The organism is Pseudomonas sp. CROZ-RG-20F-R04-15 (assembly GCF_022662375.1).
Lineage (GTDB): Bacteria > Pseudomonadota > Gammaproteobacteria > Pseudomonadales > Pseudomonadaceae > Aquipseudomonas.
The window spans coordinates 160957-185790 of sequence record NZ_JAKNQL010000005.1 but is presented as its reverse complement, the minus strand read 5'-3'; the positions used below and the strand labels follow the sequence as shown (position 1 = coordinate 185790).

General features: G+C 60.3%; 21 protein-coding genes and 1 pseudogene. 10 read left to right on the top strand and 12 right to left on the bottom strand.

Going from position 1 to position 24834, the window contains the following annotated elements:
• Positions 1 to 109 precede the first annotated feature (109 nt).
• The 3 genes from L8H52_RS10375 (at position 110) to L8H52_RS10365 (ending at position 2931) form a co-directional block, all read left to right on the top strand.
• Entirely contained in the window at positions 110 to 784 is a 675-nt protein-coding gene (locus L8H52_RS10375) for a YciC family protein (RefSeq protein ID WP_242206967.1), read from the top strand.
• 75 nt (positions 785 to 859) lie between these two features.
• Positions 860 to 1939 (top strand): endonuclease/exonuclease/phosphatase family protein, encoded by a 1080-nt coding sequence (locus L8H52_RS10370; protein ID WP_242206966.1) that lies wholly within the window; start codon positions 860 to 862, stop codon positions 1937 to 1939.
• 71 nt (positions 1940 to 2010) lie between these two features.
• A complete protein-coding gene (locus L8H52_RS10365; RefSeq protein ID WP_242206965.1) occupies positions 2011 to 2931 on the top strand; it encodes a hypothetical protein in 921 nt (306 codons plus the stop codon).
• Between the two features lie 147 nt (positions 2932 to 3078).
• Here the strand turns inward: L8H52_RS10365 and L8H52_RS10360 are convergent, their stop codons facing one another.
• The 4 genes from L8H52_RS10360 to L8H52_RS10345 form a co-directional block, all read right to left on the bottom strand.
• On the bottom strand, positions 3079 to 3915 hold the full coding sequence (locus tag L8H52_RS10360; protein WP_242206964.1) for an ABC transporter ATP-binding protein: 837 nt from the start codon (positions 3913 to 3915) through the stop codon (positions 3079 to 3081).
• The gene (locus L8H52_RS10355) at positions 3903 to 4706 is read right to left on the bottom strand and encodes an ABC transporter permease (RefSeq protein WP_242206963.1); all 804 of its coding nucleotides are present in this window, start codon (positions 4704 to 4706) and stop codon (positions 3903 to 3905) included. The genes L8H52_RS10360 and L8H52_RS10355 overlap by 13 nt, the downstream gene beginning before the upstream one ends.
• A 10-nt stretch (positions 4707 to 4716) precedes the next feature.
• Complete coding sequence (locus tag L8H52_RS10350; RefSeq protein WP_242206962.1) at positions 4717 to 5703, bottom strand: ABC transporter substrate-binding protein; 987 nt, start codon at positions 5701 to 5703, stop codon at positions 4717 to 4719.
• Between the two features lie 368 nt (positions 5704 to 6071).
• Positions 6072 to 7562 (bottom strand): aldehyde dehydrogenase, encoded by a 1491-nt coding sequence (locus tag L8H52_RS10345; protein ID WP_242206961.1) that lies wholly within the window; start codon positions 7560 to 7562, stop codon positions 6072 to 6074.
• A 221-nt stretch (positions 7563 to 7783) separates the two neighbouring features.
• On the opposite strand from L8H52_RS10345, the gene L8H52_RS10340 reads away from it, so the two are divergent.
• Complete coding sequence (locus L8H52_RS10340; protein ID WP_242206960.1) at positions 7784 to 8698, top strand: LysR substrate-binding domain-containing protein; 915 nt, start codon at positions 7784 to 7786, stop codon at positions 8696 to 8698.
• A 21-nt stretch (positions 8699 to 8719) separates the two neighbouring features.
• Here L8H52_RS10340 and L8H52_RS10335 read toward each other — a convergent pair whose 3' ends face one another.
• Positions 8720 to 9175 carry a helix-turn-helix domain-containing protein gene (locus L8H52_RS10335; RefSeq protein ID WP_242206959.1) on the bottom strand — a complete coding sequence of 152 codons (456 nt, stop codon included), beginning with the start codon at positions 9173 to 9175 and terminating at the stop codon, positions 8720 to 8722.
• 149 nt (positions 9176 to 9324) lie between these two features.
• Between L8H52_RS10335 and L8H52_RS10330 the strand changes: the two genes are divergently transcribed.
• Positions 9325 to 10587: an MFS transporter gene (locus tag L8H52_RS10330; RefSeq protein WP_242206958.1), complete on the top strand. Its 1263-nt coding sequence runs from the start codon at positions 9325 to 9327 to the stop codon at positions 10585 to 10587.
• A gap of 94 nt (positions 10588 to 10681) precedes the next feature.
• On the top strand, positions 10682 to 11584 hold the full coding sequence (locus L8H52_RS10325) for an EamA family transporter (RefSeq protein WP_242206957.1): 903 nt from the start codon (positions 10682 to 10684) through the stop codon (positions 11582 to 11584).
• Here the strand turns inward: L8H52_RS10325 and hrpB are convergent.
• Positions 11553 to 14072, bottom strand: a complete 2520-nt coding sequence (gene hrpB / locus L8H52_RS10320) for an ATP-dependent helicase HrpB (protein WP_242206956.1) — start codon at positions 14070 to 14072, stop codon at positions 11553 to 11555. The genes L8H52_RS10325 and hrpB overlap by 32 nt on opposite strands.
• Before the next feature lie 363 nt (positions 14073 to 14435).
• On the opposite strand from hrpB, the gene L8H52_RS10315 reads away from it, so the two are divergent.
• Together L8H52_RS10315 and L8H52_RS10310 are read left to right on the top strand one after the other, a co-directional pair.
• On the top strand, positions 14436 to 14855 hold the full coding sequence (locus L8H52_RS10315; RefSeq protein ID WP_242206955.1) for a polyribonucleotide nucleotidyltransferase: 420 nt from the start codon (positions 14436 to 14438) through the stop codon (positions 14853 to 14855).
• Between the two features lie 12 nt (positions 14856 to 14867).
• Complete coding sequence (locus L8H52_RS10310) at positions 14868 to 15767, top strand: cation diffusion facilitator family transporter (protein ID WP_242206954.1); 900 nt, start codon at positions 14868 to 14870, stop codon at positions 15765 to 15767.
• Here the strand turns inward: L8H52_RS10310 and L8H52_RS10305 are convergent.
• Positions 15757 to 16830 (bottom strand): DUF6515 family protein, encoded by a 1074-nt coding sequence (locus tag L8H52_RS10305; RefSeq protein WP_242206953.1) that lies wholly within the window; start codon positions 16828 to 16830, stop codon positions 15757 to 15759. The genes L8H52_RS10310 and L8H52_RS10305 overlap by 11 nt on opposite strands.
• Positions 16831 to 17281: 451 nt before the next feature.
• Here L8H52_RS10305 and L8H52_RS10300 point away from each other — a divergent pair, with 451 nt between their 5' ends.
• Positions 17282 to 17761 (top strand): Lrp/AsnC family transcriptional regulator, encoded by a 480-nt coding sequence (locus L8H52_RS10300; protein WP_008081091.1) that lies wholly within the window; start codon positions 17282 to 17284, stop codon positions 17759 to 17761.
• Positions 17762 to 18058: 297 nt separating this feature from the next.
• Positions 18059 to 18268, top strand: coding sequence for a DUF2788 domain-containing protein (locus tag L8H52_RS10295; RefSeq protein WP_007909655.1), 210 nt, complete (start codon positions 18059 to 18061; stop codon positions 18266 to 18268).
• On the opposite strand, the gene L8H52_RS10290 is transcribed toward L8H52_RS10295, so the two are convergent.
• The 5 genes and pseudogenes from L8H52_RS10290 to L8H52_RS10270 form a co-directional block, all read right to left on the bottom strand.
• Entirely contained in the window at positions 18263 to 18898 is a 636-nt protein-coding gene (locus tag L8H52_RS10290) for a pseudouridine synthase (protein WP_242206952.1), read from the bottom strand. The two genes, L8H52_RS10295 and L8H52_RS10290, sit on opposite strands and share 6 nt — an antisense overlap.
• 73 nt (positions 18899 to 18971) lie before the next feature.
• Complete coding sequence (gene amn, locus L8H52_RS10285; protein ID WP_242206951.1) at positions 18972 to 20471, bottom strand: AMP nucleosidase; 1500 nt, start codon at positions 20469 to 20471, stop codon at positions 18972 to 18974.
• A gap of 71 nt (positions 20472 to 20542) precedes the next feature.
• A pseudogene (locus L8H52_RS10280) lies at positions 20543 to 20635 on the bottom strand (metal ABC transporter ATP-binding protein); the annotation flags it as partial.
• An 18-nt stretch (positions 20636 to 20653) separates the two neighbouring features.
• Complete coding sequence (locus L8H52_RS10275) at positions 20654 to 22303, bottom strand: acyl-CoA dehydrogenase family protein (protein WP_242206950.1); 1650 nt, start codon at positions 22301 to 22303, stop codon at positions 20654 to 20656.
• Between the two features lie 97 nt (positions 22304 to 22400).
• Complete coding sequence (locus L8H52_RS10270) at positions 22401 to 24755, bottom strand: hybrid sensor histidine kinase/response regulator (protein ID WP_242206949.1); 2355 nt, start codon at positions 24753 to 24755, stop codon at positions 22401 to 22403.
• Positions 24756 to 24834: the final 79 nt, after the last annotated feature.

Here is a 24834-nt window from a genome sequence, read left to right as displayed (position 1 = left end):
GAGACGGTGACAAAACGTTTCAATGACCTTTACCGAATGTTTACGTTTGTGTCGCGCCAGTCATCATCGGTTAAAGTGAGCCACTGTTTTCCACCAGCGATACCGACTGATGAATGCCCTCGAAGTGCTGCGCGACTCTTTGTATTTTTTCAAACGCCATTTGGGCAGCATCGTGCGGTTGTGCCTGCCGCTGGTGATTTTCGAAGCGTTTCTGCAACAAGTGGTCGATCACGCCAGCGGGCCGGAAAACATCTCGGCGATCAGTATCGTCGTCGGTCTGCTGGTGTATCCGCTGTACACCGCCGCGCTGATTCTATTCCTCGATGCGCGCAGCCGTGGCGAGGCGCCGCGCAACCGTGATCTGCTGGCGATGGCCGCGACCCTGTGGCCGCGCTTCGCGTTGCTCACAGCGCTCAATACCTCGCTGATTCTGCTGGGCCTGTCGCTGTACTTCCTGCCGGGCCTGATGCTGATGGTCATGCTCGCGTTCGGCGAATACCTGCTGGTGCTGCGCGGCATGGGGCCGTTGCAGGCGATGAAGGAAAGCCTGCGCCTGACCCGTGGGCATTTCTGGCGGATCCTGCTGTGCATTCTCTGCGTGATGACACCGCTGTGGTTGCTCAAAGGCGCGACACTGGCGGTTTATCCCGAGCCGCAGAATCCGGTGATTGCGATATTGATCGACAGTGCTCACAGCTTCCTGCAACTGTTCACCAGCGTGGTGCTGTTTCGCTTGTTCATGCTGATCAGCGAATTGCCTGACAAACGCGACAGAGCCATCTGACCGCACTGCGCTTGGGCTTCGAGACGGCCGTCAGGTATGCTCGGGGCCACTTTCTGTAACGCTATAAGCCGAGCCATGACCCGTCTACTGCGCTACACCCTGTTGCTTTTCGTGCTCGCCATCGTCCTGATCGGCGGGCTGCTGTTCAGCCTGACCTGGCGTCCCGACGCCCGCGAAACCCTGCCAGTCAGTTGCACCGGAACGCCACCGACACTGGTGCCGGGCCAGGCGCTGAAAGTCATGACCTGGAACGTGCAGTTTCTCGCGGGCAAGCGCTATGTGTTCTGGAATGACCTGGCTCAGGGCGACGATGAAGCGCCGACGCTGGAAGACATGGCCTTCAGCCTTGATGAAGTGGCGCGAGTGATCCGCGACGAACAGCCCGATGTGGTGCTGTTGCAGGAACTCGATGACGGCGCCAAGGCCAGTGATTATCAGGACCAGCTCAAGCTGTTGCAGGAACGGGTCGCCGACCTGTATCCGTGCAGCGCCAGAGCGTTTGACTGGAAGGCCGAATTCGTCCCCGACCCACACATTTATGGCAGCGTCGGCCGGCAACTGGCGACCCTGAGTCGCTACCGCATCGAGCACGCCGAACGCCTGCAATTGCCGGTCGCTGCCGCCAACTTCATCAGCCGCCAGTTCCAGCCGAAAGACGCCCTGCTCGCGACCAAGCTGCCCCTGAGCGATGGCGGGCAACTGACCGTATTCAACACACATCTGGAACGCTCCAGCCAACCGGATGACACCGCGCTGGCACAAGTGAGTGCCGTGGCCAAAGTGCTCGACAAGTACGAGAGCCAAGGCCTGCCGTGGTTGATCGGTGGTGATTTCAATCTATTGCCACTCGGCCAGTACCGTCGCTTGGCTGCCGAACAACGCACGCCCTACTCCGCCGACAGCGAGCTGCATGTGCTGTGGGACAAATACCCGATGATCCCGACCAACAACGAAGCCAGCGGCATCGACCGGGCGCAATGGCTGACCCACTACCCCAACGATCCCGGCTTGAACGGCCCGGATCGCACGGTCGACTATTTGTTTTACAGCCCGAAGATCAAGCGGGTCGAAGCGATGGTGCGCCAGGACGACACCTTGCGCATTTCCGATCACTTGCCGGTGATTGCGCGCTTCCTGCTGCCGGCCGGGCAGTAGCGGAGACCGAAACAAAAGCACATACGAATCCGGGAACTAAGCTCCATGTCTTGAGCTCGACATGGACGCCTATGAAAATACTACTGGTTTGCAAGGACATCGGCGGGTATGCCCGCAAATTGGCCGACTTTTTGAAGATCGATAACGACGTGTGTTTTATCGATACGTTTTCAATGCCCGACAGGTTTGCACGCAGCCCGAAAATCATTCGTCGCTGGCTGAAACATTGGGATCGGTTGCGGTTGTTCAAGAAGACAATTCGTACATCGGGACGATTTGACGTGGCGCTCATCATCAATCCGGCACAGATCGACCCCAAACAGGTTACAGCCGGCCTGCAAGCCTCTGATCGAAAGATCGCTTACCTGTACGACAGCTTCAGTCGATGGCCGATGAGCCGTGAAGAACTTGCCGTGTATGACCAGGTGTTTTCATTCGACCCGGAAAATGCCAAGAGCCACGGCCTGAAAAAACTGCACAATTTCATTTACGACGATTACGTCGCAGACGGCGGTGCCGGTAAATACTCGGCCTGCGTGGTGATGGCGGGCAAGGACAGGGTTCCCGCCCTCGAAGCGCTGGTACGGGAATTTGATCGGCTCGGCATTACCGACTGCAAATTTCTGGTTCAGAGCAAACCGATTCCAGGTACGCATCCGGGCATCACCTTTTTCGAGAAGAGGATGTCGCTGGAGTCGGTGGGTGAGCTGGTCAAGCGCTCGCGGATCATTCTCGACATTGCCAAGCCGGGCCAGGCCGGGTTGAGCTTCCGGTTCTTCGAAGCCATGGCCTCACGCAAAAAAGTCATTACCACCAACCAGAGCGTGGTCGACTATGACTTTTACAACCCGGCGAACATTATGGTGATCGATGAGGCCAATCCGGTGATCCCGGAACGGTTCATTACTGATCCGTATGTCGATGTGCCTGAGCACATCTACCAGAAGTACACCTTGCAGGGGTGGGTCAAAACAGTCTTTTCCCGCTCATGAATGACATCTTAGGCAGCCCCACCACGAAACCCTGTGGGAGCGAGCCTGCTCGCGAAAGCGGCGTGTCAGGCAACACATACATCGACTGACACTACGCCTTCGCGAGCAGGCTCGCTCCCACAATGGCCAGACTTTATGACCGTTGGATCAATGCACTTCTTCCAGGTCGTCATGCAGCAGCCCGAAGATCTGCCGTTTCATATCGATAAACGAGCGCTCCATGACCATGTCCAGTGAACGCGGGCGTTCGATCGGCACGTCGAGAATCTGCTTGATCCGTCCCGGTTTCGCGCCCATCACATAAACCCGGTCGCCGAGCAGAATCGCTTCGTCGATGTCATGGGTGACGAACAACACGGTTTTCTTGCTGTTACCCCAGACCCGCAGCAACAACTGCTGCATCTGCAGCCGTGTCTGGCTGTCGAGGGCGCCGAACGGTTCGTCCATCAGCAGAATCTGTGGATCATTGGCCAGTGCCCGGGCAATTGCCACGCGCTGCATCATCCCGCCCGACAGCTGCTTGGCGTAGTTGTCGGCGAACCCGGCGAGACCGACTTCGTTGACGTAATAATCGACGATTTCCTTGCGCCGCGCCGCCGGCATGCCACGGCGCTTGAGACCGAACTCGACGTTCTGGCGCACCGTCAGCCACGGGAATAACGTGTAGCTCTGAAAGACCATGCCGCGATCCGCGCCAGGCCCTTGCACTTGCTGGCCGCCGACATAAATCTCGCCGGAGGTCGGCTCAGCCAGCCCCGCGGTCAGATACAACAGACTCGACTTGCCGCAGCCCGACGGCCCGACCAGCACGGCAAACTGCTGATCCGGCACCTCGAACGACACCTCCTCCAGCGCGGTAAACGTTCCGCCGTCAGGTTTCTTGTAGCGCAGGCTGACCTTGTCCACTCGCAAGCGTGACGCCGCTTGCGCCGGGGTCGCAACAGGTTCGATGAATCGATGATTGGCAGCAGTCACTGAGCCCATGCGGCAACCCTCAGGCGGAGAAAACGAAACAGCTGATCGGTGACCAGGCCAAGCAGGCCGATGATCGCGATGGCGAGGAAAATCACGTCGACCTGAAAACCACGCATGGCCTTCAGGCTCAGGTAACCCAAACCGCTGGACGCGGCGACCAGTTCAGCCACCACCAGATACGTCCAGGCCCAGCCCATGGTCACCCGTAGGGTGTCGAGCACGCCCGGCACCGAGGCCGGCGCGATCACATGCAATACCGCGTCGCGGCGATTGGAGCCCAAGGTGTAAGAGGCGTTGATCAGATCCTTGGAAATGCCTTTCGAGACGTCGGCGATCATCACCAGTTGCTGAAAGAACACGCCGAAAATAATCACCGACACGCGCTGCTCCAGACCGATTCCGATCCACAGGATGAACAGCGGCACGAATGAGGTCACTGGCAGGTAGCGAATGAAATTCACCAGCGGCTCAAGGAACGCCTGAACGATGCGGAAGCTGCCCATCAGCAGACCCAACGGCACCGCCACCAGCGACGACACAATGAAACCGACCATCACCACTTCGACACTGGCCCAGACATGCGTGCCGAGCGTGCCGTCGCGACTCAGGCGCACGGCGGCTTCAACCACTGCGCCCGGTGTCGGCAGGAACATCCCCGGCACGATGCCGCCATAAGAAAGCCCGGCCCACAGGCCGACCAACAACAACCAGGCCAGACCGCTGGCGCTCCACACCACTTGCACCGGCAAAGCGGTTTTCGGCGTGAGGCTGCGGCTCAGCCACGAATTGCGCTTGAACATGACAAACCTCCTAGAGCGGGCTGACAAAACGGTTGTCGACCAGCTCGTCGTTGCTGACGTTGTAAGGTTTGCCCTGCAATTCGCTGGCGGTTTCGTTGGCCAGTTTGATCAGCGGCGCGCTGTCGCCCGGTTTGCCCGGCGAGCCGAGAAGTTTCTCGCTCATGGCCTGATCGTAGAAACGCACGCCTTGTGCGGCGGCAGCCAGTTCCTTCGGATCGGACAGGTAACCGCCGACGCCTTTGGCCATGATTTTGTAAGCGTCTTCCGGATGATCCTTGGTGTACTGCACGGCTTTGTACAAACCGGCGACCAGCGCCTTGACGTCTTCCGGCTGCTTCTCGATCACGCCGCAATTGAGCGCGACCACATCGACGATCACCCCGGGAGTGCTGCTGCTGTCGATCAACACTTTGCCTTGCTGCTTGTCGCGGACCATCGACAGATGCGGTTCCCAGGTCACGGCGGCGGGCACGCGACCGGCGATGAACGCAGTCGCGGCATCGTCAGCGGTCATATTCTGCACGGTGATGTCGCTCATCTTCATGCCGTTCTTTTTCAGCAGGTACGAGAGCCAGAACTGTGAAGTCGAACCCTCGTTGACCGCCACGGATTTGCCCTTGAGTTCTTGCAGGCTCTTGACGTCCTTGCCGACCAGCACACCGTCGCCGCCATGGCTGTCGTCCAGCGCCGCGACGGCTTTGAAGCAGAACTGCGGGCGGTACTTGAGCACTTCATCGATGGTCGAGGCCGAGCCGGACAGTTGCCCGGAGGCTTGCGCGGCCATGTACATCGAGGCCTCTTCGACCACCGGCAATTCGACGGTCAGGCCGTTTTCCTTGAAGTAGCCCAGATCCTGAGCCAGATAGAGGGTGCCATAGCCGACCCACGTGGTGTGGCCGATGGACAGGGTGCCGGCCTGGGCGCTGGTCGCGACCGTGGCCGCCAGGGAGGTGATTGCCAGAGGATGAGTAAGACGTGAACACAAGGACTTGATCATGGAGCACTCCCGACGCTGTTGATTTAGTTTTGTCATGGGCAGTACGGTCGCCGGCCGTTGTGCAGTTGCTGCCGTTGGTCTCTCGCGGACGCTTGGGCGGACAACATTCGGCTGGCGGGCAAGATCGATGGTGGCCCATGTGCGCGGTGAGGAAAATCAGGAAATTGTTGGCTGCAAATGATGAAAAAACTGGCTAGTGCGCACTGCTAAAGGGCGGGGATTGCGGGGGTGCGCGAGGTGGGTGCAAATCAGAAAAATGTTTTGAATGGCCACCCCATTCGCGAGCAGGCTCGCTCTCACAGGGGATCTTCGGTGTGACATAGATCCAGTGTGGGAGCGAGCCTGCTCGCGAAGGGGGCGACCCGGTTTCAGCGCAACTGAAACCAGGTAGTTTTCAGCTGGGTGTATTTGTCGAATGAATGCAGCGACAGATCCCGGCCAAAACCCGATTGCCTGCCGCCGCCGAAAGGCACCGTCACATCCAGCGCATCGACCGTGTTGACCGACACCGTGCCGGCGCGCAACTGCCGCGCCACTCGATGAGCGCGATTAAGGTCATCGGTCCACAGCGACGCCGCCAGCCCGTAGACACTGTCGTTTGCTAACCGCACCGCGTCCTCTTCACTGTCGAATGGCACGACCGCCAGCACGGGCCCAAATACCTCTTCACGAAACAGCGGCATGTCGGCTGTCACACCGGTAAAAATCGTCGGCTCAATAAAATTATCCGACCCGTTGAAACGCCGCTGCTGACCACCACAGACCCGCGTCGCACCCGACTGCTCGGCATTGCGAATGAAGCGCATGATGCCCGCCGTCTGTTTGCTGTCGACAATCGCCCCGGCGCTGCTCTGCGGATCCAGCGGATCCCCCGGCAACCAACGCTCGGCCTGTGCTTTCAGGCGGTCGACAAACGCATCATGAATCGAGCGCTCCACCAGCAAGCGCGAGTTGGCCGAGCAGACTTCGCCCTGATTGAAGAAGATCCCGAACGCGGCTTTCTCCGCCGCCAGATCGAGATCCTGACAGTCGGCGAACACCAGATTGGCACTCTTGCCGCCGCACTCCAGCCAGACCTGTTTGAGGTTCGACTGTGCAGAGTACTGCATGAAATATTTGCCGACCTGAGTCGAGCCGGTGAACACCAGACAATCGACATCCGCGTGCAAACCCAACGCCTTGCCGGTCTGCTCGCCAAGCCCCGGCAACACGTTCAGCACACCCGGCGGCAGCCCTGCTTCCAGCGCCAGCTCGGCCAGACGCAACGCCGAAAACGGCGACTGCTCGGCCGGTTTGAGGATCACCGAATTACCCGCCGCCAGCGCCGGTGCGAGCTTCCACGCGGCCATGTCCAACGGGAAATTCCACGGCACCACAGCGGCCACCACACCCAGTGCTTCACGGGTGATCGTCGCCAACACATTCGGCGCGCTCGGCGCGACCTGATCGTAGAGTTTGTCGATGGCTTCGGCGTACCAACGGAAGACTCCGGCGGCGCCCGGCACGTCGATGTTGTAGGCATCCATCACCGGTTTGCCCATGTTCAGCGAGTCGAGTAGCGCCAGTTCTTCGCGATGCGTCATCAGCAGATCAGCCAGATGCAGCAGCACCTGTTTGCGCTCGGCCGGAGCACGTTGCGACCACGTACCGGCCTCAAAAACCTGTCGTGCATTGCGCACCGCCGCGTCGACATCGTCTTCACCGCACGCAGCGACGTTGGCCAGACATTGCCCGGTCGCCGGGTTGATCGCGGCAAAGGTCTGCCCCGATATCGCCGCGCAATGCTTGCCGTCGATCACGGCCTGATCGGGAAATTTCAATGCAACGGCGCGGCGCTGCCACTCTGCAAGCTCGAACACGACGGATGCTCCTGAGACGTTATTGTGCCTCGATGGTCGCTCAGGCCCGCACGGGCTAAAAATAGTAAAAATGTCTTCGCAGGCAATAAAAACACTGGGCAACGACTTTCCCCAAACCCCGCGCAGGTGGCTATGGTTGAGGGATAACAACATCGTCGCGCAACGGACGTGGCGGCGCACAAATTGCTTGGAAGTCGAGTCCGCTCGTCCTGAGGTTTGCCGTGGCCGCCTACAATTTGCGTCAGCTGAAATACTTCATCACCACCGTCGAATGCGGCAGCGTTGCCGAGGCTTCGCGCAAGCTGTACATCGCGCAGCCGGCGATCTCCACCGCGATCAAGGCGCTGGAAGACAGCTTTGCCGTGCAATTGCTGATCCGTCATCACGCTCAAGGCGTATCACTGACGCCCAGCGGGGCGCGGTTTTTCCGCAAGGCACAAGAACTGCTGCGCATGGCCAAGGAGTTCGAACAGAACGCACTGGCCGACAACGACATTGTCGCGGGACAAATCGATATCGGCTGCTTTGAAACCGTCGCGCCGCTGTACCTGCCGCAATTGATCGCCGGGTTTTCCGCGCTGTATCCGGGAGTGAAAATCCGCATCCGCGACGGCGAACAGCAAGAGCTGGTGCAAGGACTGACCTCGGGGGCTTTCGACCTGGTGATTCTTTACGAACATGAACTCGACGCGACCATTCAGACCGAACCGCTGATGCCGGCGCAACGACCTTATGCGTTGTTGCCCGCCGACCACCGTTTCGCCCAATACAAGCAAGTGTCACTGCGCGATCTGTGTCTGGACCCGATGATCCTGCTCGACGTGCAGCCGAGCCGGACTTACTTCGTCAGCCTGTTTGAAGAACTGGGGCTGACCCCGCGCATCGAGTTCAGCTCGCCGTCGATCGAGATGGTGCGCGGGATGGTCGGTCAGGGGTTTGGTTTTTCGATTCTGGTGACCAAACCTCACTCGGAATGCACCTACGATGGCAAGAAAGTCGTGTGCGTGGACATCGTCGAAGACGTCACCGGTTCAGGCTTGGTGGCCGCGTGGCTCAAGCGCGGGCAGTTGACCAAACCGGCGCAGTTGTTTGCCGATTATTGCCGCGAACACCTGACGGCCAAAGCCGCGGGCTGAAGCCCCAAGCCCGCGCAGACTTCAAGTGCGGCGCTTGACTACGCGACGGTGGCAATCCGCCGGGCTCAGCACCTTACCCGCCCTGGAACGCACAGCAATGATCTCGACTGGCTCCGCGTGATCATTGTCCAGAAGCACTGAATAGCTCTCGCCCTTGCTGAACAGATAACGCTCCCCCCACTGACGCATGCTGATCACGATGGGAAACACCGCACGCCCCATCTCGGTCAGCACGTATTCCTTGTAGGCCGAGCCGTCGGAAGCGGGCTGGATGTCGAACACACCCAGCGCGACCAGCCTCTTGAGTTTCACCGTGAGGATGTTCTTCGCCAGGCCCAGACGTTTCTGGAATTCACTGAAGCGACGCACATCATCAAACGCGTCACGGATGATCATCAACACCCAGCGATCGCCGATAGCCTCAAGCGTACGGGCCACAGGACATTCGCTTTGTGCCAGTAGCTGCTGTCTGGCCATGTTTCTCCAATTTGAGGGAAGTGCGTTGAAAAAGAGTTCTAAGGTCAGACAAAAATATTTTGAAAAACTAGTTGTAGATTAAAACCAGTTTTGCTAAAAATCAACGAATCGGTTTCGTTTAGAAACCAGTTATCCCCAAGGATGGAATGATGTCGCTGAACCCTCAAAAGCCTTCGAAGATGGACGTCGAAGCCGAAAACACGGGCGCCGGAGCCGCCGCTTGCGCGCCTTTACAGAGTCCAGGCCGCGCCGGTTTAAGTCGTTACCAGACATTTCTCTTCGCCATTACTTGCGCCATGGCCGTGGCCAACGTCTACTTCGCTCAACCGTTGCTGGAGTCGATGGCAGCCAGCCTTTCGGTCGCTCCGAGCACGATTGGTATCGTGGTCACAGCGACACAGGCTGGTTACGCAGTTGGTCTGCTGTTTATCGTGCCGCTGGGCGACTTGCTCAACCGAAAAGGCCTGATCCTCACGCAGATGTTGCTGAGTGCCGTGGCGCTGTGCGCGGTCGGGCTGGCTCAGGACTGGGGCATGCTGCTCGGCGCGATGGTGCTGGTCGGTTTGATGGCGGTTGTGGTGCAAGTGGTGGTCGCCTACACCGCGACCCTCGCCAGCCCGGATCAACGTGGTCAAGCCATCGGCACCGTGACCTGCGGTGTGGTGCTGGGCATTCTGCTCGCGCGCTTCGTTTCTGGCGCAGTAGCTGACCTCGCGGGCTGGCGCGGCGTCTACTTCGTGTCGGCGGCCTTGATGGTCGGCATGGCGCTGGTGCTGTATCGAACCATGCCGGCCTCGACCACGCCGCCCACCAAAGGCAGCTACTGGCGCCTGCTCGGCTCGGTGTTCCAGTTATATCTCAGCGAACCCACGCTGCGCGTCCGCGGCACGTTTGCTCTGCTGATCTTCGCCGCCTTCAGCGTGTTGTGGACCGCCATGGTGTTGCCACTCAGTGCGCCGCCATTGTCACTTTCACATACGCAGATCGGTCTGTTCGGTCTGGCCGGCGTGGCGGGTGCGCTGGCGGCGGCACGCGCCGGACGTCTGGCCGACCAGGGTCTGGGCAATCGCACCACCGGCATTGCCCTGGCACTGTTGACCCTGTCCTGGTTGCCGACTGCATTCGTTGAAAGCTCGTTGCTCGCCATGGTGGTCGGTGTGGTGCTGCTGGACTTCGCCGTGCAAGCAGTACACGTGACCAACCAGAGCCTGATTTTTGCCGCACGGCCTGATGCGCAAAGCCGTCTGGTGGGCGCCTATATGTGTTTCTACTCGGTGGGCAGTGGCGCCGGTGCAATTGCAGCCACTTATACCTATGCACATTGGGGCTGGGTGGCTGTTTGTATATTAGGTGCAACTTTCAGCGGCATTGCTTTGCTCTACTGGATGTACCTGACGCTGAGCTCTCGATAACCATTCCATCGTCACCAGCAAGAGTTGGCCATTAGCCGACATCGCCCAATCTGTTGACCCGCTGTTCACCCCCCACTATCAAGGCAAATCATTCATGAGACCACTGCACGTCATATTGGCTGTATTGATTACGGCAATCTGGGGCGTCAATTTCTCGGTGATCAAGCTGGGACTGACCACCGTAGATCCCTTCATCCTCGCAGGGATTCGCTTCAGTCTGTGTGCGTTACCGGCAATCTTCTTCATCCGTAAACCGAATGTGCCGTGGCGCTACATCATCGGTTACGGCCTGGTGTTCGGCATCGGTCTGTGGGGCATCGTCAACCTAGGCATCAAGGCCGGACTGTCGGCGGGGATTGCTTCGCTGGTTCTGCAATTCAGCGCCTTCTTCAGCATCCTCCTCGGCGGCTGGGTGTTCAAGGAAGCGCTGACCCGTTTTCAGGTGTTGGGCATGCTGATCGCGCTCGGCGGTTTGCTGTGCATCATCCTGATCAGCGACGGTTCGGTGAGTTTGCCCGGTGTGCTGCTGGTGCTGCTGGGCGCCGTGTCGTGGAGCATCGCCAATATCATCAACAAGAAGGCCAGTACCAAGGAGGTTTTTGCTTTCCTCGTCTGGTCCAGCGCCTTCGCGCCGATTCCGTTATTCGCCCTCGACTACGCGATTAACGGCAGCGCCGGCTACACCACGTTCGTCAGTCAGGTTGATACGACCGCTGTGCTGTCGATCCTGTTTCAGGTTTACCCCAACACGCTATTCGCCTACTGGATCTGGAACTCGTTGCTCAAGACTTATCCGGTATCGACCGTCGCGCCGCTGTCGTTGCTGGTACCCATCTTCGGCATGCTCGGTTCAGTGCTGATCTTTCACGAAAGCGTGCCGGCGAGCAAAGTCCTCGCAGTGGTCCTGATCGTGCTCGGCCTGGCCGTCGGCCTCTATGGGCAGCGTATTTTCAATGCCATACGGACTAAGTACCGCGCGGCTTCGCCCGCGCAGTAGCCTCGGCCACCAACGGATCATCCGGCCAATAGTGCTTCGGATAGCGCCCCTTCAAATCCTTCTTCACTTCGGCATAGGTGCTGCGCCAGAAGTTGGCCAGATCCTGCGTCACCTGCACCGGCCGCCGCGCCGGCGACAGCAGATGCAACTTGACCACCTGCCGCCCGCCGGCAATTCGTGGCGTATCGGCAAGCCCGAACAACTCCTGCAAGCGCACCGCGAGAATCGGTGGAAACTCGCTGTAGTCCAGACGAATCGACGACCCCGACGGCACGCTCAGATGATGTGGCGCCAGCTCATCGAGCTTTTGCGGCAATGGCCACGGCAGCAAGTTACGCACGATGCTCGACAGATCCAGATTGGCAAAATGACTGAGTCTTGAAACCTTGCCCAGATACGGCATCAGCCAGTCTTCGAGAGTGTTCAGCAACGTTGCATCGCTGACATCTGGCCACTGACTGTCATCCTGATTGTTCAATTCCAACTGCCGCAACAACGCCACCCGCGCCTGCCACTGACGCAGCTCCGGCGTCCACGGCAGCAACTCCAGACCTTTGCGCCGCACCAGATTGACCAGCGCCTGACTGCGCGCATTTTCATCAAGACCGGTCAGCGGTTCACGGCTGAGAATCAGCTCGCCAACCTTGCGCTGACGCTCGGCGCGCAGCACGCCTTCGCGTTCATCCCAATCGAGTTGATCGACATTGCGCACCTGTTCGGCGAGCACTGAATCGAACAGCGCCGGATCGAAATCCGCCGCCAGATAAATCCGCTCTTCACGCTGGCCCTGACGGCTGCCGAGGTCGGCGATGACGATCCACGGCTCTTTCATCAGGCTGTCGGCTTCGGCGAACAGCGCCGCACGACCGTTGGCCAGGCGATATTCAGCGCCACCGGCACGCCGCTGTTGCGCAACACGATCGGGATACGCCAGCGCCAGCAAAGCGCCGAGCCAGCGCGGATGATCGGGATCGCTGACCGGCTCGCTGGCCTTGCCGCGCAGATAACCGCGATATTGCCGAGCCAGTTGCTTGGCCCGCTGCACACCGCCCTGCGCACCACGGGCGGCGCGTTCTTCGCCGGAAAGCAGCACCAATCGACTGTGCAGATCCGCTCCGGCGCCACGCAGGATATCGCGTTCGCCGAGCAACGCGGCAACGTCGCACGCCATGTTCGCCAGCCCCAACGCCTGCCCGCGCAACAACAAATGGCCGATGCGCGGATGCGCCGGCAGCTCGGCCATGGCCTGACCGTGAGTGGTCAGCGCTTCGCCTTCCAGCGCGCCAAGTCGCTGCAACAAGTCCTGCGCCTGGGCATACGCCGCCGCCGGCGGAACATCGAGCCAGACCAGTTCGCCCGGCGTCACGCCCCAGCGCCCTAATTGCAGCGCGAGGCTGGCGAGATCCGCCGAGAGAATTTCCGCGCTGCCATAAGCGGCGAGTTGCTCGTGCTGATCCTGCGACCACAAGCGATAACAAACGCCCGGTTCCAGTCGCCCGGCGCGGCCCGCACGCTGAGTGGCGCTTGCCTTGGAAATCCGCTGGGTATCGAGGCGCATCATGCCGCTGCCCGGGTCGAAACGCGGCACCCGCGCCAGCCCGGCATCGATGACGACGCGCACGCCATTGATGGTCAGACTGGTTTCGGCGATGTTGGTCGCCAACACCACTTTGCGCTGGCCGGGCGGCGCCGGATCAATCGCTGCGCGCTGCGCATTGAGATCGAGTTCACCGTGCAACGGGCACAGCAACACATCGCTGCGCTCACCGATCGCATCGGCCAATTGCTGGTGGACGCGACGGATTTCCGCCTGCCCCGGCAGGAACACCAACAGGCTGCCGCTTTCATCGTGCAGTGCTTCAAGCACGGTTTGCGTGACACGCTGATCGATGTATTCGCCGGGCTGAAACGGCCGGCCCCAGCGCATCGTCACCGGATACATGCGGCCTTCGCTGCGCAGGATCGGCGCATCATTCAGCAACCCGGCCAGGCGCTCGCCTTCCAGGGTGGCCGACATCAGCAGAATCTTCAGCGGCTGTTCAGCTCGAAACAATTCGCGACCGTTCAGACTTAAGGCCAGCGCCAGATCGGCATCCAGGCTGCGTTCGTGGAATTCGTCGAAGATCAGCAGGCCCACGCCTTCCAGCGCCGGGTCGTCCTGCAAGCGCCGGGTGAGAATGCCTTCGGTGACCACTTCGATGCGTGTATTGGGGCCGACCTTGCTGTCGAGACGAATGCGATAACCGACGGTTTCACCGACCTTCTCGCCCAGTTCACTGGCCAGACGTTCTGCAGCGGCACGCGCGGCGAGACGGCGCGGTTCGAGCATCAGAATGGTCTGCCCGGCCAGCCATGCTTCATTGAGCAAGGCCAAGGGCACGCGGGTGGTTTTACCAGCGCCGGGCGGTGCTTCGAGCACCGCTTCGTGGCGTGTCGCGAGGGCTTCACGCAGGGCGGGTAAAACTTCATCGATTGGCAAAGAATTCATGCTGGCTCCCCAGGGCGTGCCCACAGTAAATTGCGAGTCGCGTTAAAGTTGTGAGTGTGCCAGGCAAGGCGCGGGACGCAGGTAAGGGTCGTTTCCTTGCCAAGTCCCGCAACGCAGCATGGCGCGCTCACAGCTTTAGCCCGTAGGGCCGAACCCCGATAGGATTCATTAGCCTTCACGCGGTGTCGATCTGGAGAAAACAACTTCAATCCTCAACGTATTTCGGTAGGGGTGAGACGAGGCCGCAATTTACTGTGGGCACGCCCTGCCAGCGGCGAGTATAACGGCGAACTGCAAGGCGTTCGTCAGGGTCTTAACTTCACAAGACGAAGCTTCGTTATCAGATGACTCAGGAGATTTCCCATGCGCTTACCTTTTCGCCTGATCGGCGGTGTACTGGTCGCCACCCTGCTCACGCAAATCACCGCGTGCGGTTCGATTTTCTATCCGGATCGTCGCGGTCAGATCGACGGCAAGATCGACCCGGCGATTGCCGTGCTCGACGCCGTGGGCCTGCTGTTCTATATCATCCCGGGGCTGATCGCGTTTGCCGTCGACTTCGCCACTGGTGCGATCTACTTCGAACCGGGCCACACCGCGCAGATCGATCCGGCCAAGCTCAAGCAAGCCATCGGCCCGGACGGTCAGGTCGATAATCACAAGTTGCAGGCTATTCTCGAAAGCGAGCTGGGCAAGGATTTCCCACTGGACGACCCACGCCTGATTCAACACAAGGGCAGCACGCAACAACTGGCCATGTTCGGCCTGCAACCCGCCGCTTAATAAGGACGTTCAATGACATCCAGCCCCGAACACGCTCGCCTGCTACGGCTGGCGACCCGCGCCTCGGTGGCGGTCGCGTGCACGCTGATCGTCGCCAAAGCCATCGCCTGGTGGCTGAGCGGTTCGGTGAGCATGCTCGCCGGCCTCACCGACTCGGCGCTGGATGGCATCACCTCGATGCTCAATTTGCTCGCGGTGCATTACGCACTGCGCCCGGCCGATGACGATCATCGTTATGGCCACGGCAAGGCGGAATCGCTGGCGGGCATGGCGCAGGCGCTGTTCATTGGCGGCAGTGCGGTGTTGATTGCGTTCCAGGCGTACGAGCGACTTCATGATCCACAACCGCTCGGGGCGCCGTGGCTGAGCATCGGCGTGATCGTATTTTCGCTGTTGCTGACGGCGGCGTTGCTGGTGTTGCAGCATCGGGTGATCAAGCAGACCGGCTCCAACGCGGTGCGCGCGGATTCGCTGCACTATCGCTCGGACATGTTGCTTAACGGCAGCATCCTGATGGCGCTGATTTTGGCCGGGTTTGGTTTTGAGCAACTGGATGCGTGGTTCGGTCTGGGCATTGCTGCGTACATTTTGTGGAGCGCGATCCAGATTGCCCGGGAAAGTTTTTCGGTGCTGATGGATGAAGAACTGCCGGCGGACGTCAGTCAGCACATGCTCGAACTGGCGTGCAGTGTGCCGGGCGTGTTGGGCGCGCATGACTTGCGCACGCGGATCTCCGGCAACCACTGGTTCGTGCAGTTGCACCTGGAATTGCCGGGGGAATTGACCCTGTCAGTGGCCCACGGCATCAGCGACCAAGCCGCCGATGCCATCCACAAAGCCTACCCGCGAGCCGAAGTGCTGGTGCACGCCGACCCGCAGGAAGTGGTGCGGCCGCTCGGGCTCAGTAACTGACCTGATAACCGCGACTGCTCAGGCAATTGCCCTGAGCCTGGCGGTACGCCTGAACCACTTCGGGCGCTGGCTGATAGGTCGCGGTGCGCGGGTCGAAACCGCTTTGCTGCACCGCGTACTGGTAGCACTGGTAACCGTCCTGCTGCACCTGCTCCGGCGACTGGCCGTTGGCCGGATACGCTTCGACGTCATAGCCCTGGGATTGCGGCTGCGGTTGTTGCTGCACGGGCGGCTCGACCACCACGTAGTCCTGCGTCGCTTCCTGATACGCGTAATAGGAACCGGCGGCGAGGAACAGCAGCGAACCACCGATCCACACTTCACGGGCGTAATCCGGCAAATACTGGATGCGGATCCCGCGCGGCGGCTGCACGACGATGTAGCGCGGGCCTTGCGGGCGATACCAGTAGCCGCCGGAGAAGAAATAATCCTGGCCACGATACGGCACGCGATAATCGCGATCCGGGAAGCGGTCGATCACATGCCCCGGCCGGTATTGCGGGCCTGGGCCCCAACCGTTGCCATGCCCGTCCGGTCGCCCAGGCCAGCGATTGTCATTGGGCCGGTTGTTGGTCTGCCAATGCTGGTTGTTGTAGCCGTTTTGCGGACGCTCGTCGCGGTAGTAGCCCTGACGCGGTTCCTGGGTCTGGCGCACGGTGTCGGGCCGAGGCTGGATCGGCAGGCTGTTGGCTGGAAGTTGCGGCGGCGGTGGCGGCTGACGCACCGGGTTGGGGTTGTACGCCGGGCGGTTCTGGTCGTGGTTTTGCCACTGGCCATTGTTGTTGTGCGGCTGGCCGTTGTGCTCGAACTGGCGGCTGTTGTCGCCACGAATGATCTCGTTGTTCTGCGGGCGCGGCTGATTCTGTTGCGGCTGATTCTGCGATGGATTGTTCTGCGGACGCGGCTGATTGTTGCCGCCATGGCCCTGATTGTTACCTTGATGATCCTGACCGTGGCCACCGCCATCCGGCCCACGATTCTGCGGCTCGTCGGCGAGCGTTTGCACACTGACACTCACACACAGCAAACCAACACTGGCCAGACGCCAGATGCGCGAATTCATGCTTTTTCTCACTGCGGGGCCTGTAAATGTAAGAGGACTTGTAGCTAAGACCGGGAATCCACACACCGGGTTCTGCAACAGGTTATCAGTCACGCAACTTATTTATTGAGCGCGACAGCATGAAATCGCAGGCAAGAAAAAAGGGAGACCCGTCGGCCTCCCTTTAGAGAACTTCGTCCTGGCTCGACGCTTTTGACGTCGGCTCACCTCACGCCGTCTTCTGGACAGTGTGCAGCTCGGGGGCCGGCACAACCCCGGTGGGGGTGGCGGCCGCGGCAGGCCGGATAGGGCGGGCCGCGTGGACTGTGTTACCGAGCAGTGATTCTGGTGATAAGAATAGGCCTGAGGCCGCGACAGAGGATTGCGAAGATTGCTGAAATAAACACCACTTGCGCAATTTTTAACCCTGGATAGATAATCCTCCGCAATAGTTACAACCAAGGACAGATTGATGAGCAAACTCGACCGTTACGACCTGAGCATTTTGGCGGAATTGCAGCGCGACGCCCGCATCTCCAACCAGGAGTTGGCCGAGCGCATCGGTCTGTCACCCTCCCCGTGCTCGCGTCGGGTCAAGCAACTGGAAGACGACGGCTACATCTCGCGGCAGGTGGCATTGCTCGATCGCAAGATGCTCGGACTGAGCCTGACGGCGTATGTGCTGATCGGCATGGACCGGCACACGCCGGAGCGTTTCGAGAATTTTGAGGCGGCGATTCGCACGTTGCCGCAGGTGTTGGAGTGCAGTCTGGTGACGGGCGTGGATGCGGATTACCAGTTGAAGGTGGTGGTGCCGGATATGGATCACTATCAGAAACTGTTGCTGGGGCACCTGACCCGGATTGAAGGGGTGACCAGTGTGCGGTCGAGTTTTGTATTGAACCAAGTGCTCAACAGCACCGAATTGCCCCTCACCCATCTGCGCAACTGATCAAAAGCTACCCTCACCCCAGCCCTCTCCCGGAGGGAGAGGGGGCCGACCGAGAGATGCTGAAGAAGTACACCGACCTGAACGTTCTGCTGTGTATCCATAATCGACTCGATCTTTCAGGTCGATGTATGACGCCAGACACCTCGGTCAGTCCCCTCTCCCTCTGGGCGGTCCGACGTTTCGGGAGGGTTAGGGTGAGGGCAAGGGCTTCGGATCAGACCCAGATCAATGCCACCCCGCACACCTTGGCGTATACTCGCCGCGCCCTTTTAGCCGCGCGCGCGTCGGAGAAACCCAATGGATCCAGCACTATTAGAAGAGTGGATGATGACCGGCCTGGTCAGCATCCTGATCATTTTCATGGGTTTCATCGTCTGGGATCTGGCGAAGAAGTCCAAGGCCGGGCGCTTTGGCTCGTTCATTCTGTTCTTCGTGCTGGGCCTGGGCGTGGCCGCGTTCATCATCAAGAGTGTGGTGATCGGCCTGATCGAATCCGGCGCTCTATAAGCGCGCCGGCACTTCCTTCCACTGGCCCTGATCAAGCCCTTCGATCGACCAGTCACCAATCTTCACCCGCACCAGCCGCAACGTCGGCAAACCCACCGCCGCGGTCATGCGGCGTACCTGACGGTTGCGCCCTTCGCGAATCACCAGTTCCAGCCATGAAGTCGGTATGGTCGCGCGAAAACGCACCGGCGGAGTGCGCGGCCACAGCTCAGGCTCATCCAGTTGCCGCGCTTCGGCGGGTAAAGTCATGCCGTCGTTGAGTTCGACGCCATCGCGCAAACGCTGCAATTGCTCGGCCGTCGGCACGCCTTCGACCTGCACCCAATAGGTCTTCGCCAGTTTGTGTTTCGGATCGGCGATGCGCGCCTGCAACTGTCCGTCGTTGGTCAGCAGCAGCAACCCTTCGCTGTCGCGATCAAGGCGTCCGGCCGGGTAAATCCCGGGCACATCGATAAAATCCTTGAGCGTCGCCCGCCCTTCGCCATCGCTGAACTGCGTCAGCACATCGAACGGTTTGTTGAACAGGATCAGTTTCGGCTCGGCCGGGGGAGCCTTGGCAACACGGCGCGGCGAAGAAGGCTGAGGCTTCGCACCAGGGCGGCGGGAAGGTGGACGCGGGGGACGGGACATAGGGAGAGAAAACATTTAGCGATCAGGGCTGCTAATGCTAGTGCCCCGACCGCCAAATGACCACGACTAACCGTTAACGGAACGGCGGTTCGTCGAAGCTGCGCAGTTTGCGCGAGTGCAGCGAGTTGAGTTCGGTGCGCAGCAGATCGACCGCTTCGATGCCGATCTTCAAGTGCTGGCTGACCGCGCGCTCGTAAAACGCGTTGGCCGAACCCGGCAGTTTGATTTCACTATGCAGCGGTTTGTCCGAAACACACAGCAACGTGCCGTACGGCACCCGCAGGCGATAACCCTGCGCGGCTATCGTGCCACTCTCCATGTCCACCGCGACGGCGCGGGACAGGTTGATCAACGGACGCTCCTGAGCCCAGCGCAGCTCCCAGTTACGGTCGTCGTAAGTCAGCACGGTGCCGGTGCGCAGGCGTTTTTTCAGATCGTCGCCCTTCTCACCAGTGATATTCGCCGCTGCCTGTTGCAACGCCATCTGCACTTCGGCCAGTGCCGGGATCGGAATGTTCGGCGGCACCACGCGGTCAAGAATGCCGTCGCGACGCATGTAAGCGTGGGCCAGCACGTAGTCGCCAATGGTCTGCGACTGACGCAGGCCGCCGCAGTGACCGATCATCAGCCAGCAATGCGGACGCAGTACGGCGAGGTGGTCGGTGATGTTCTTGGCGTTGGACGGGCCGACGCCGATGTTGACCAGCGTGACACCATGGCCATCGTTGGCGATCAGGTGATAGGCCGGCATCTGGTAACGGTGCCAGACCACACCGGCAGCGATAGCCGAGGCTTCGCCGTGATCCATGCTCTTTTCGATGATCACGTTGCCGGGCAAGACCATGCGCACGAAACGCGGATCGCTGCGCAACTGCTCCAGACCATGGACGATGAACTGGTCGACGTAGCGGTGATAGTTGGTCAGCAGAATCCATGGCTGCACATGGCGCCAGTCGCTGCCGGTGTAGTGCACCAGACGACGCAGGGAGAAATCCACGCGCGCTGCATCGAACAAGGCCAGCGGCAGCGGGTCGGTGTTTTCCCAATCGTAGAGACCGTCGGCAATGCCATCGGTGGCGGCGGACAGGTCGGTACTCGGGAACACCCGCGCCAGCACGGCAGCGGTGACGCCGGAGCCGGCGAGTTCATCGCCCTGCTCGACCACGTACGGATACGGAATGTTTTGCTGGCTGGCGCCGACTTCCACAGTCACGGTGAAGTCGTGCATCAATGGCGTCAGTTGTTCGAGCAGGTATTTGCGAAACGCCGCCGGGTGGGTGACGGTGACGCTGTAGGTCCCCGGCAGTTGTACCTTGGCGTAAGCGCGGGTGGTTTGCGGGACTTCGCCCTGGCAATGGTAGGTCAGACGCAGTTCGGGATAACGAAACAGAGCACGCTGTGCAGCGTCGGGCTCGACGCGATCCTTGAGGTAACGCTTGAGCGCCGAGTTCAGCGCACTGGTGGCCCGCTCATGCAGCTCGGCCAGACGATCCACGGCTTGTTCGGCGGTTTGAACGACAATAAACGCTTCGGTCACGATCAGCTTCCTGTGTTCTGACTTGCAGAGCTTCATCTTGCCTGCATCGCGGCGTCACGGGAACAGTGGCGTTGTGGGTGTACCCAAATCTTTAAATCAATGAAGCTCCCCTGTGGGAGCGAGCCTGCTCGCGAATGCGGTGGGTCATTTAATAAAGATGTCGACTGATACACCGCTTTCGCGAGCAGGCTCGCTCCCACAAGGGGATTTTTGCTTGATTAGAAACCTTGTGGGGTTGAGCGGGCGACGATGGCTTCGACGTCTAGCCCACGCGGCAAGGCGCCGTAAACCCGGCCGCCACCGCTCAGGCGGCTGGCGATGAAGGCATCGCTGACCGTTGAGTTTCCGGCCTCCAACAGAAGCTTGGCCTGTAAACCGAGCGCAATATCTTCGGTCAATTGCCGCGCCCGATACTGAATGTCACTCGTATCCTTGAACTGCGCCTGCAACTGCTGAATATGCGCAGCCAGACGCTTATCACCGTGGCCATCACCGAGCTCGCTGAACAACACGTCCAGCACACCCGGCTCTTTCGACAACGCCCGCAGCACATCCAGGCACTGCACATTCCCCGAGCCTTCCCACGTCGAGTTCACCGGCGCCTCGCGGTACAGACGCGGCAGGATGCTCTCTTCGACGTACCCGGCGCCGCCCATGCACTCCGCCGCTTCGTTGATCATCCCCGGCGCGCGTTTGCAGATCCAATACTTGCCCACCGCTGTCACCAGCCGCGCGAATTGCGCTTCGTGGCGATCGTCCAGATGATCCAGTGCCTTGCCCATGCGCAAGCTCAGCGCCAGTGCGGCTTCGCTTTCCAGGGCCAGATCGGCCAGGACGTTCTGCATCAAGGGCTGTTCGCTGAGCAGTTTGCCGCCGACCTTGCGGTGCGCGCAGTGATGACTGGCCTGGGTCAGCGCCTGGCGCATCAAAGCGCTGGAACCGACCATGCAATCGAACCGAGTCATGGCGACCATCTCGATAATTGTCGGCACGCCGCGCCCTTCCTCACCGACCATCCACGCCAGCGCGCCACGGAACTCCACTTCGCTGGAGGCGTTGGACTGGTTGCCGAGTTTGTTTTTCAGGCGCTGGATGTAGAACTGATTGCGCGTGTCGTCCGGGCGATGGCGTGGCAGCAGGAAACAGCTCAAACCCTTGGCGGTCTGCGCCAGCGTCAGGAATGCATCGCACATCGGCGCCGAGCAGAACCACTTGTGCCCGACCAGCTCATAAGCCTGACCCGGGCCGCTGGCGCCAACCGGATAGGCCTTGGTGGTGTTGGCACGCACGTCGGTGCCGCCCTGTTTTTCGGTCATGGCCATGCCGATGGTCACACCAGCCTTGTGCGCCATGCCGACGTTGCGCGGGTCGTATTCGGTAGCGAGAACTTTCGGTAACCACTGCTCGGCCAGATTCGGCTGCAAACGCAGGGCTGGCACACTGGCGAAGGTCATGGTCAACGGGCAGCCGCTGCCCGCTTCGGCCTGGCTGTGCAGATAACTCATCGAAGCGCGGGCGACGTGGGCACCGTCCTGCGGATGGGTCCACGGCATCGACGTCAGACCGTGCTCGATCGCCGTGCGCATCAACTCATGATAGGCCGGATGAAATTCCACCAGATCGATGCGATGACCGTAGCGGTCGTGGCTGGCAAATACCGGTTTGTTCTGGTTGGCGAGGAACCCCGCTTCCATCAGCGGCCCGCCAGCAAGCGCGCCGTAAGCATCGATCCGCGACTCGGCCCAACCGGCCCCAAAGCGCCGCGACCACTCCTGCAACGGCAGGTCGATGCGGTACAGGTTGGTACCGTCCAGCGACGGCGGCTGGTTGGTGACTTCGTGGGTTTCGGCGAACTGATGCAGGTTCATGACGGGGCTCCTTTGGGCAACCAAGGAACTCAGTTAAGCACCGCACCGCGACGGGTCAAAGTGTCATACCAGCCGAATTTGCGGCGCTTTTACCCTATCAGCAGCACAGAACCCGGCGCTCCAGCGCGGACTGCAAATCTTCGAATTTCACCGGTTTGTTCAAGTAATCGACCGGCGCCCCGGTGGCGCAAAGCTCCCGGTCAGCGCTCAACGCCAACATGAACACCGGCAAATTCGTGCATCCCGGCAACGCATGAATCTGGCAGCACAACGATGCGCCATCGTGAGCGGGTAGCTGGCAATCGATCAACACGGCGTCGAAGGTTGCACGCTGCAGGCAATCCAGAGCCGCCGCGCCGTTGTCGGCGCTACGCACGCGAAAACCGAGTTTGAGCAACATGCCGCGCATCACCAGTTGGTTGACGCTGTTGTCGTCCACCAGCAACACCGTGCAGTCCTGCGGTGCGCGCACAAAATTGCGCGAAGGCGCCGGGATCGACGCTGGTTCAACCACTGGCAGTTCGAACTCGACATCCAGCTGGAAGCGACTGCCGCTTCCAGGTTCCGAGCGGTGCGTAAGCTTGCCACCGAGCAACTCGACCAACTGTCGGCAAATCGCCAGGCCGACGCCCAGACCGCCATATTCGCGGGTCATCGAACCGTCGAGCTGGAAGAAACGCTGGTACATCGTCGCTTCGCCCAGATCAGTGAAACCGATACCGGTGTCGATCACCGCAAACGACAGCGCCAGACGATTGCCCGTCGACGGCTTGCCGGTGACTCGCAGCGCCAGTCCGCCGACACGGGTGAACTTGATCGCGTTATCCAGCAGGCACTCCAGGCATTGCGCGAGTTTGGCGCTATCGCCGTGCAGACGATCCGGCAGGGTCGGCAGTACCTCGACCTTGAAGTCCAGCGACTTGCTCGACGCATTGCCGTCGAACTGCACCCGCAACGCCTCGACCACTGCGCGCAGGCTGAAACTGCCCGGCGCTGCCTTGAGCTTGCCGGCCTGCAATTCGGTGAGGGTGAGGATGCCGTTGACCATTCGCATCATGTCCCGCGCGGAGCCGGCAGCGGTCTGCTGGTACTGCTCAAGTTCCGGATCCAGCTCGACGGTTTGCATCAACTCCAGCGAACCGATAACACCGTTCATCGGCGTGCGCAGTTCGTGGGTCAGGGTCGCCAAAAACTCATCTTTGAGCTTGTTGCTGTGAGCCAGTTGCTGGTTGAGCACTTCGAGTTTCTGCCCGGCGTCGTACAGGGTCTGCGCCTGTTGCTCGCGCATGGCGTTGATGCGGTCGGCCAGCGCCAGCGACAGCAGCGCCACTTCGATGGCCGAACCGATCTGGCTGGCGTACATGGTCAGAAACACGTTCGGCAGCAGGCCCAGCACCATCAGCGTGTTGACGATGCCACCGAGCAGAAACGCCGACCAGGCGATGATGAAATAGCGTGCCACGCGCAGGCCGCGCCACCAGGCCAGAATCCCGGCGGCGAAAATCACCACGGTGAAGGTCAGCGCCAGCGTCGTCGCCAGGCGCAGGGCCAGGGCGTAACTGGTCATCAACGAAAGCCCAATGACTAACGCACTGAACGCGATCAATCCGATCAGTACACGATCAAGCCCACGGCTGTGGTTTTTGGTCTGCAGGAAACTTCGGGCGAACTGGCTGCCGAACAGGCCGGCGCAGCCAATGAAGAATGGCGTCGCAGCGTTGGCCCACCATGGGTTGTCCGGCCAGAAGTATTCGACCGCTGCACCGTTCACCGACAGTTGATAGAGGCCGAACGAGGCAATATAGAAGATGTAATAGAGGTAGCTGGTGTCGCGCACGCTGAGGTAAATGAACAGGTTGTAGACCAGCATCCCCAGCAACACGCCATAAATGATCCCGAGCACATACAGGCGCACCGGTTGGTCTTCAAGGTATGCCGTACTCGACCACAACGTCACCGGTGCCTGGATCGAGCCCTCACTGGCCAGTCGCAAATACACGGTTTGCTGTTGATCCGGTTTGAATGGCAGGTCGAACAAATAGTTGTTCTGGCGAATCTCGCGGCTGGCGAACGGCCAGGCATCACCGGTCTGGCGGACGAGGCGGTAGTCGCCACTGGCGTCAGGCATATAGAGGTCGAGATGATCGAGCGGTGGATACGCCAGTTCCAGCAGCCAGGTGCGCTGGGCGGCGGGATTGCTCGGGCGGTAATGCAGATCGATCTTCAGCCAGAACGCCGAGCGCGAGTAACCGGCATTGAGCGTGGCTTTATCGTGGGGTTTGAAATGGCCGGCGGCAGCCTGCGCACGAACATCGGCAATGCTCGCCTGACCGCTCGGGTCTTCGAACACTTGCAGCGACCGGCCCAGAGGCAGGCTCTGGGTAAATTCGTCGAATTCGACGGCGCTCGCCAGGAGGGGCAAGCAGAACAGCAACATCAGCAAATAGCGCATTGAAGCCCCAGCGTGGCTCGTCCGGTTGTGTCAGGAAGCCCCCCATTCCCTTTGAGTAGACGTAAAACCGGTATTACCT

What these genes read in the sequence shown, in the direction of transcription:
- L8H52_RS10375 (WP_242206967.1), top strand. Translation starts at nt 110, where the DNA reads ATGAATGCCCTCGAAGTGCTGCGCGACTCTTTGTATTTTTTCAAACGC.
- L8H52_RS10370 (WP_242206966.1), top strand. Translation starts at nt 860, where the DNA reads ATGACCCGTCTACTGCGCTACACCCTGTTGCTTTTCGTGCTCGCCATC.
- L8H52_RS10365 (WP_242206965.1), top strand. Translation starts at nt 2,011, where the DNA reads ATGAAAATACTACTGGTTTGCAAGGACATCGGCGGGTATGCCCGCAAA.
- L8H52_RS10360 (WP_242206964.1), bottom strand. Translation starts at nt 3,915, where the DNA reads ATGGGCTCAGTGACTGCTGCCAATCATCGATTCATCGAACCTGTTGCG.
- L8H52_RS10355 (WP_242206963.1), bottom strand. Translation starts at nt 4,706, where the DNA reads ATGTTCAAGCGCAATTCGTGGCTGAGCCGCAGCCTCACGCCGAAAACC.
- L8H52_RS10350 (WP_242206962.1), bottom strand. Translation starts at nt 5,703, where the DNA reads ATGATCAAGTCCTTGTGTTCACGTCTTACTCATCCTCTGGCAATCACC.
- L8H52_RS10335 (WP_242206959.1), bottom strand. Translation starts at nt 9,175, where the DNA reads ATGGCCAGACAGCAGCTACTGGCACAAAGCGAATGTCCTGTGGCCCGT.
- L8H52_RS10330 (WP_242206958.1), top strand. Translation starts at nt 9,325, where the DNA reads ATGTCGCTGAACCCTCAAAAGCCTTCGAAGATGGACGTCGAAGCCGAA.
- L8H52_RS10325 (WP_242206957.1), top strand. Translation starts at nt 10,682, where the DNA reads ATGAGACCACTGCACGTCATATTGGCTGTATTGATTACGGCAATCTGG.
- hrpB (WP_242206956.1), bottom strand. Translation starts at nt 14,072, where the DNA reads ATGAATTCTTTGCCAATCGATGAAGTTTTACCCGCCCTGCGTGAAGCC.
- L8H52_RS10315 (WP_242206955.1), top strand. Translation starts at nt 14,436, where the DNA reads ATGCGCTTACCTTTTCGCCTGATCGGCGGTGTACTGGTCGCCACCCTG.
- L8H52_RS10310 (WP_242206954.1), top strand. Translation starts at nt 14,868, where the DNA reads ATGACATCCAGCCCCGAACACGCTCGCCTGCTACGGCTGGCGACCCGC.
- L8H52_RS10305 (WP_242206953.1), bottom strand. Translation starts at nt 16,830, where the DNA reads ATGAATTCGCGCATCTGGCGTCTGGCCAGTGTTGGTTTGCTGTGTGTG.
- L8H52_RS10300 (WP_008081091.1), top strand. Translation starts at nt 17,282, where the DNA reads ATGAGCAAACTCGACCGTTACGACCTGAGCATTTTGGCGGAATTGCAG.
- L8H52_RS10295 (WP_007909655.1), top strand. Translation starts at nt 18,059, where the DNA reads ATGGATCCAGCACTATTAGAAGAGTGGATGATGACCGGCCTGGTCAGC.
- L8H52_RS10290 (WP_242206952.1), bottom strand. Translation starts at nt 18,898, where the DNA reads ATGTCCCGTCCCCCGCGTCCACCTTCCCGCCGCCCTGGTGCGAAGCCT.
- amn (WP_242206951.1), bottom strand. Translation starts at nt 20,471, where the DNA reads ATGAAGCTCTGCAAGTCAGAACACAGGAAGCTGATCGTGACCGAAGCG.
- L8H52_RS10275 (WP_242206950.1), bottom strand. Translation starts at nt 22,303, where the DNA reads ATGAACCTGCATCAGTTCGCCGAAACCCACGAAGTCACCAACCAGCCG.
- L8H52_RS10270 (WP_242206949.1), bottom strand. Translation starts at nt 24,755, where the DNA reads ATGCGCTATTTGCTGATGTTGCTGTTCTGCTTGCCCCTCCTGGCGAGC.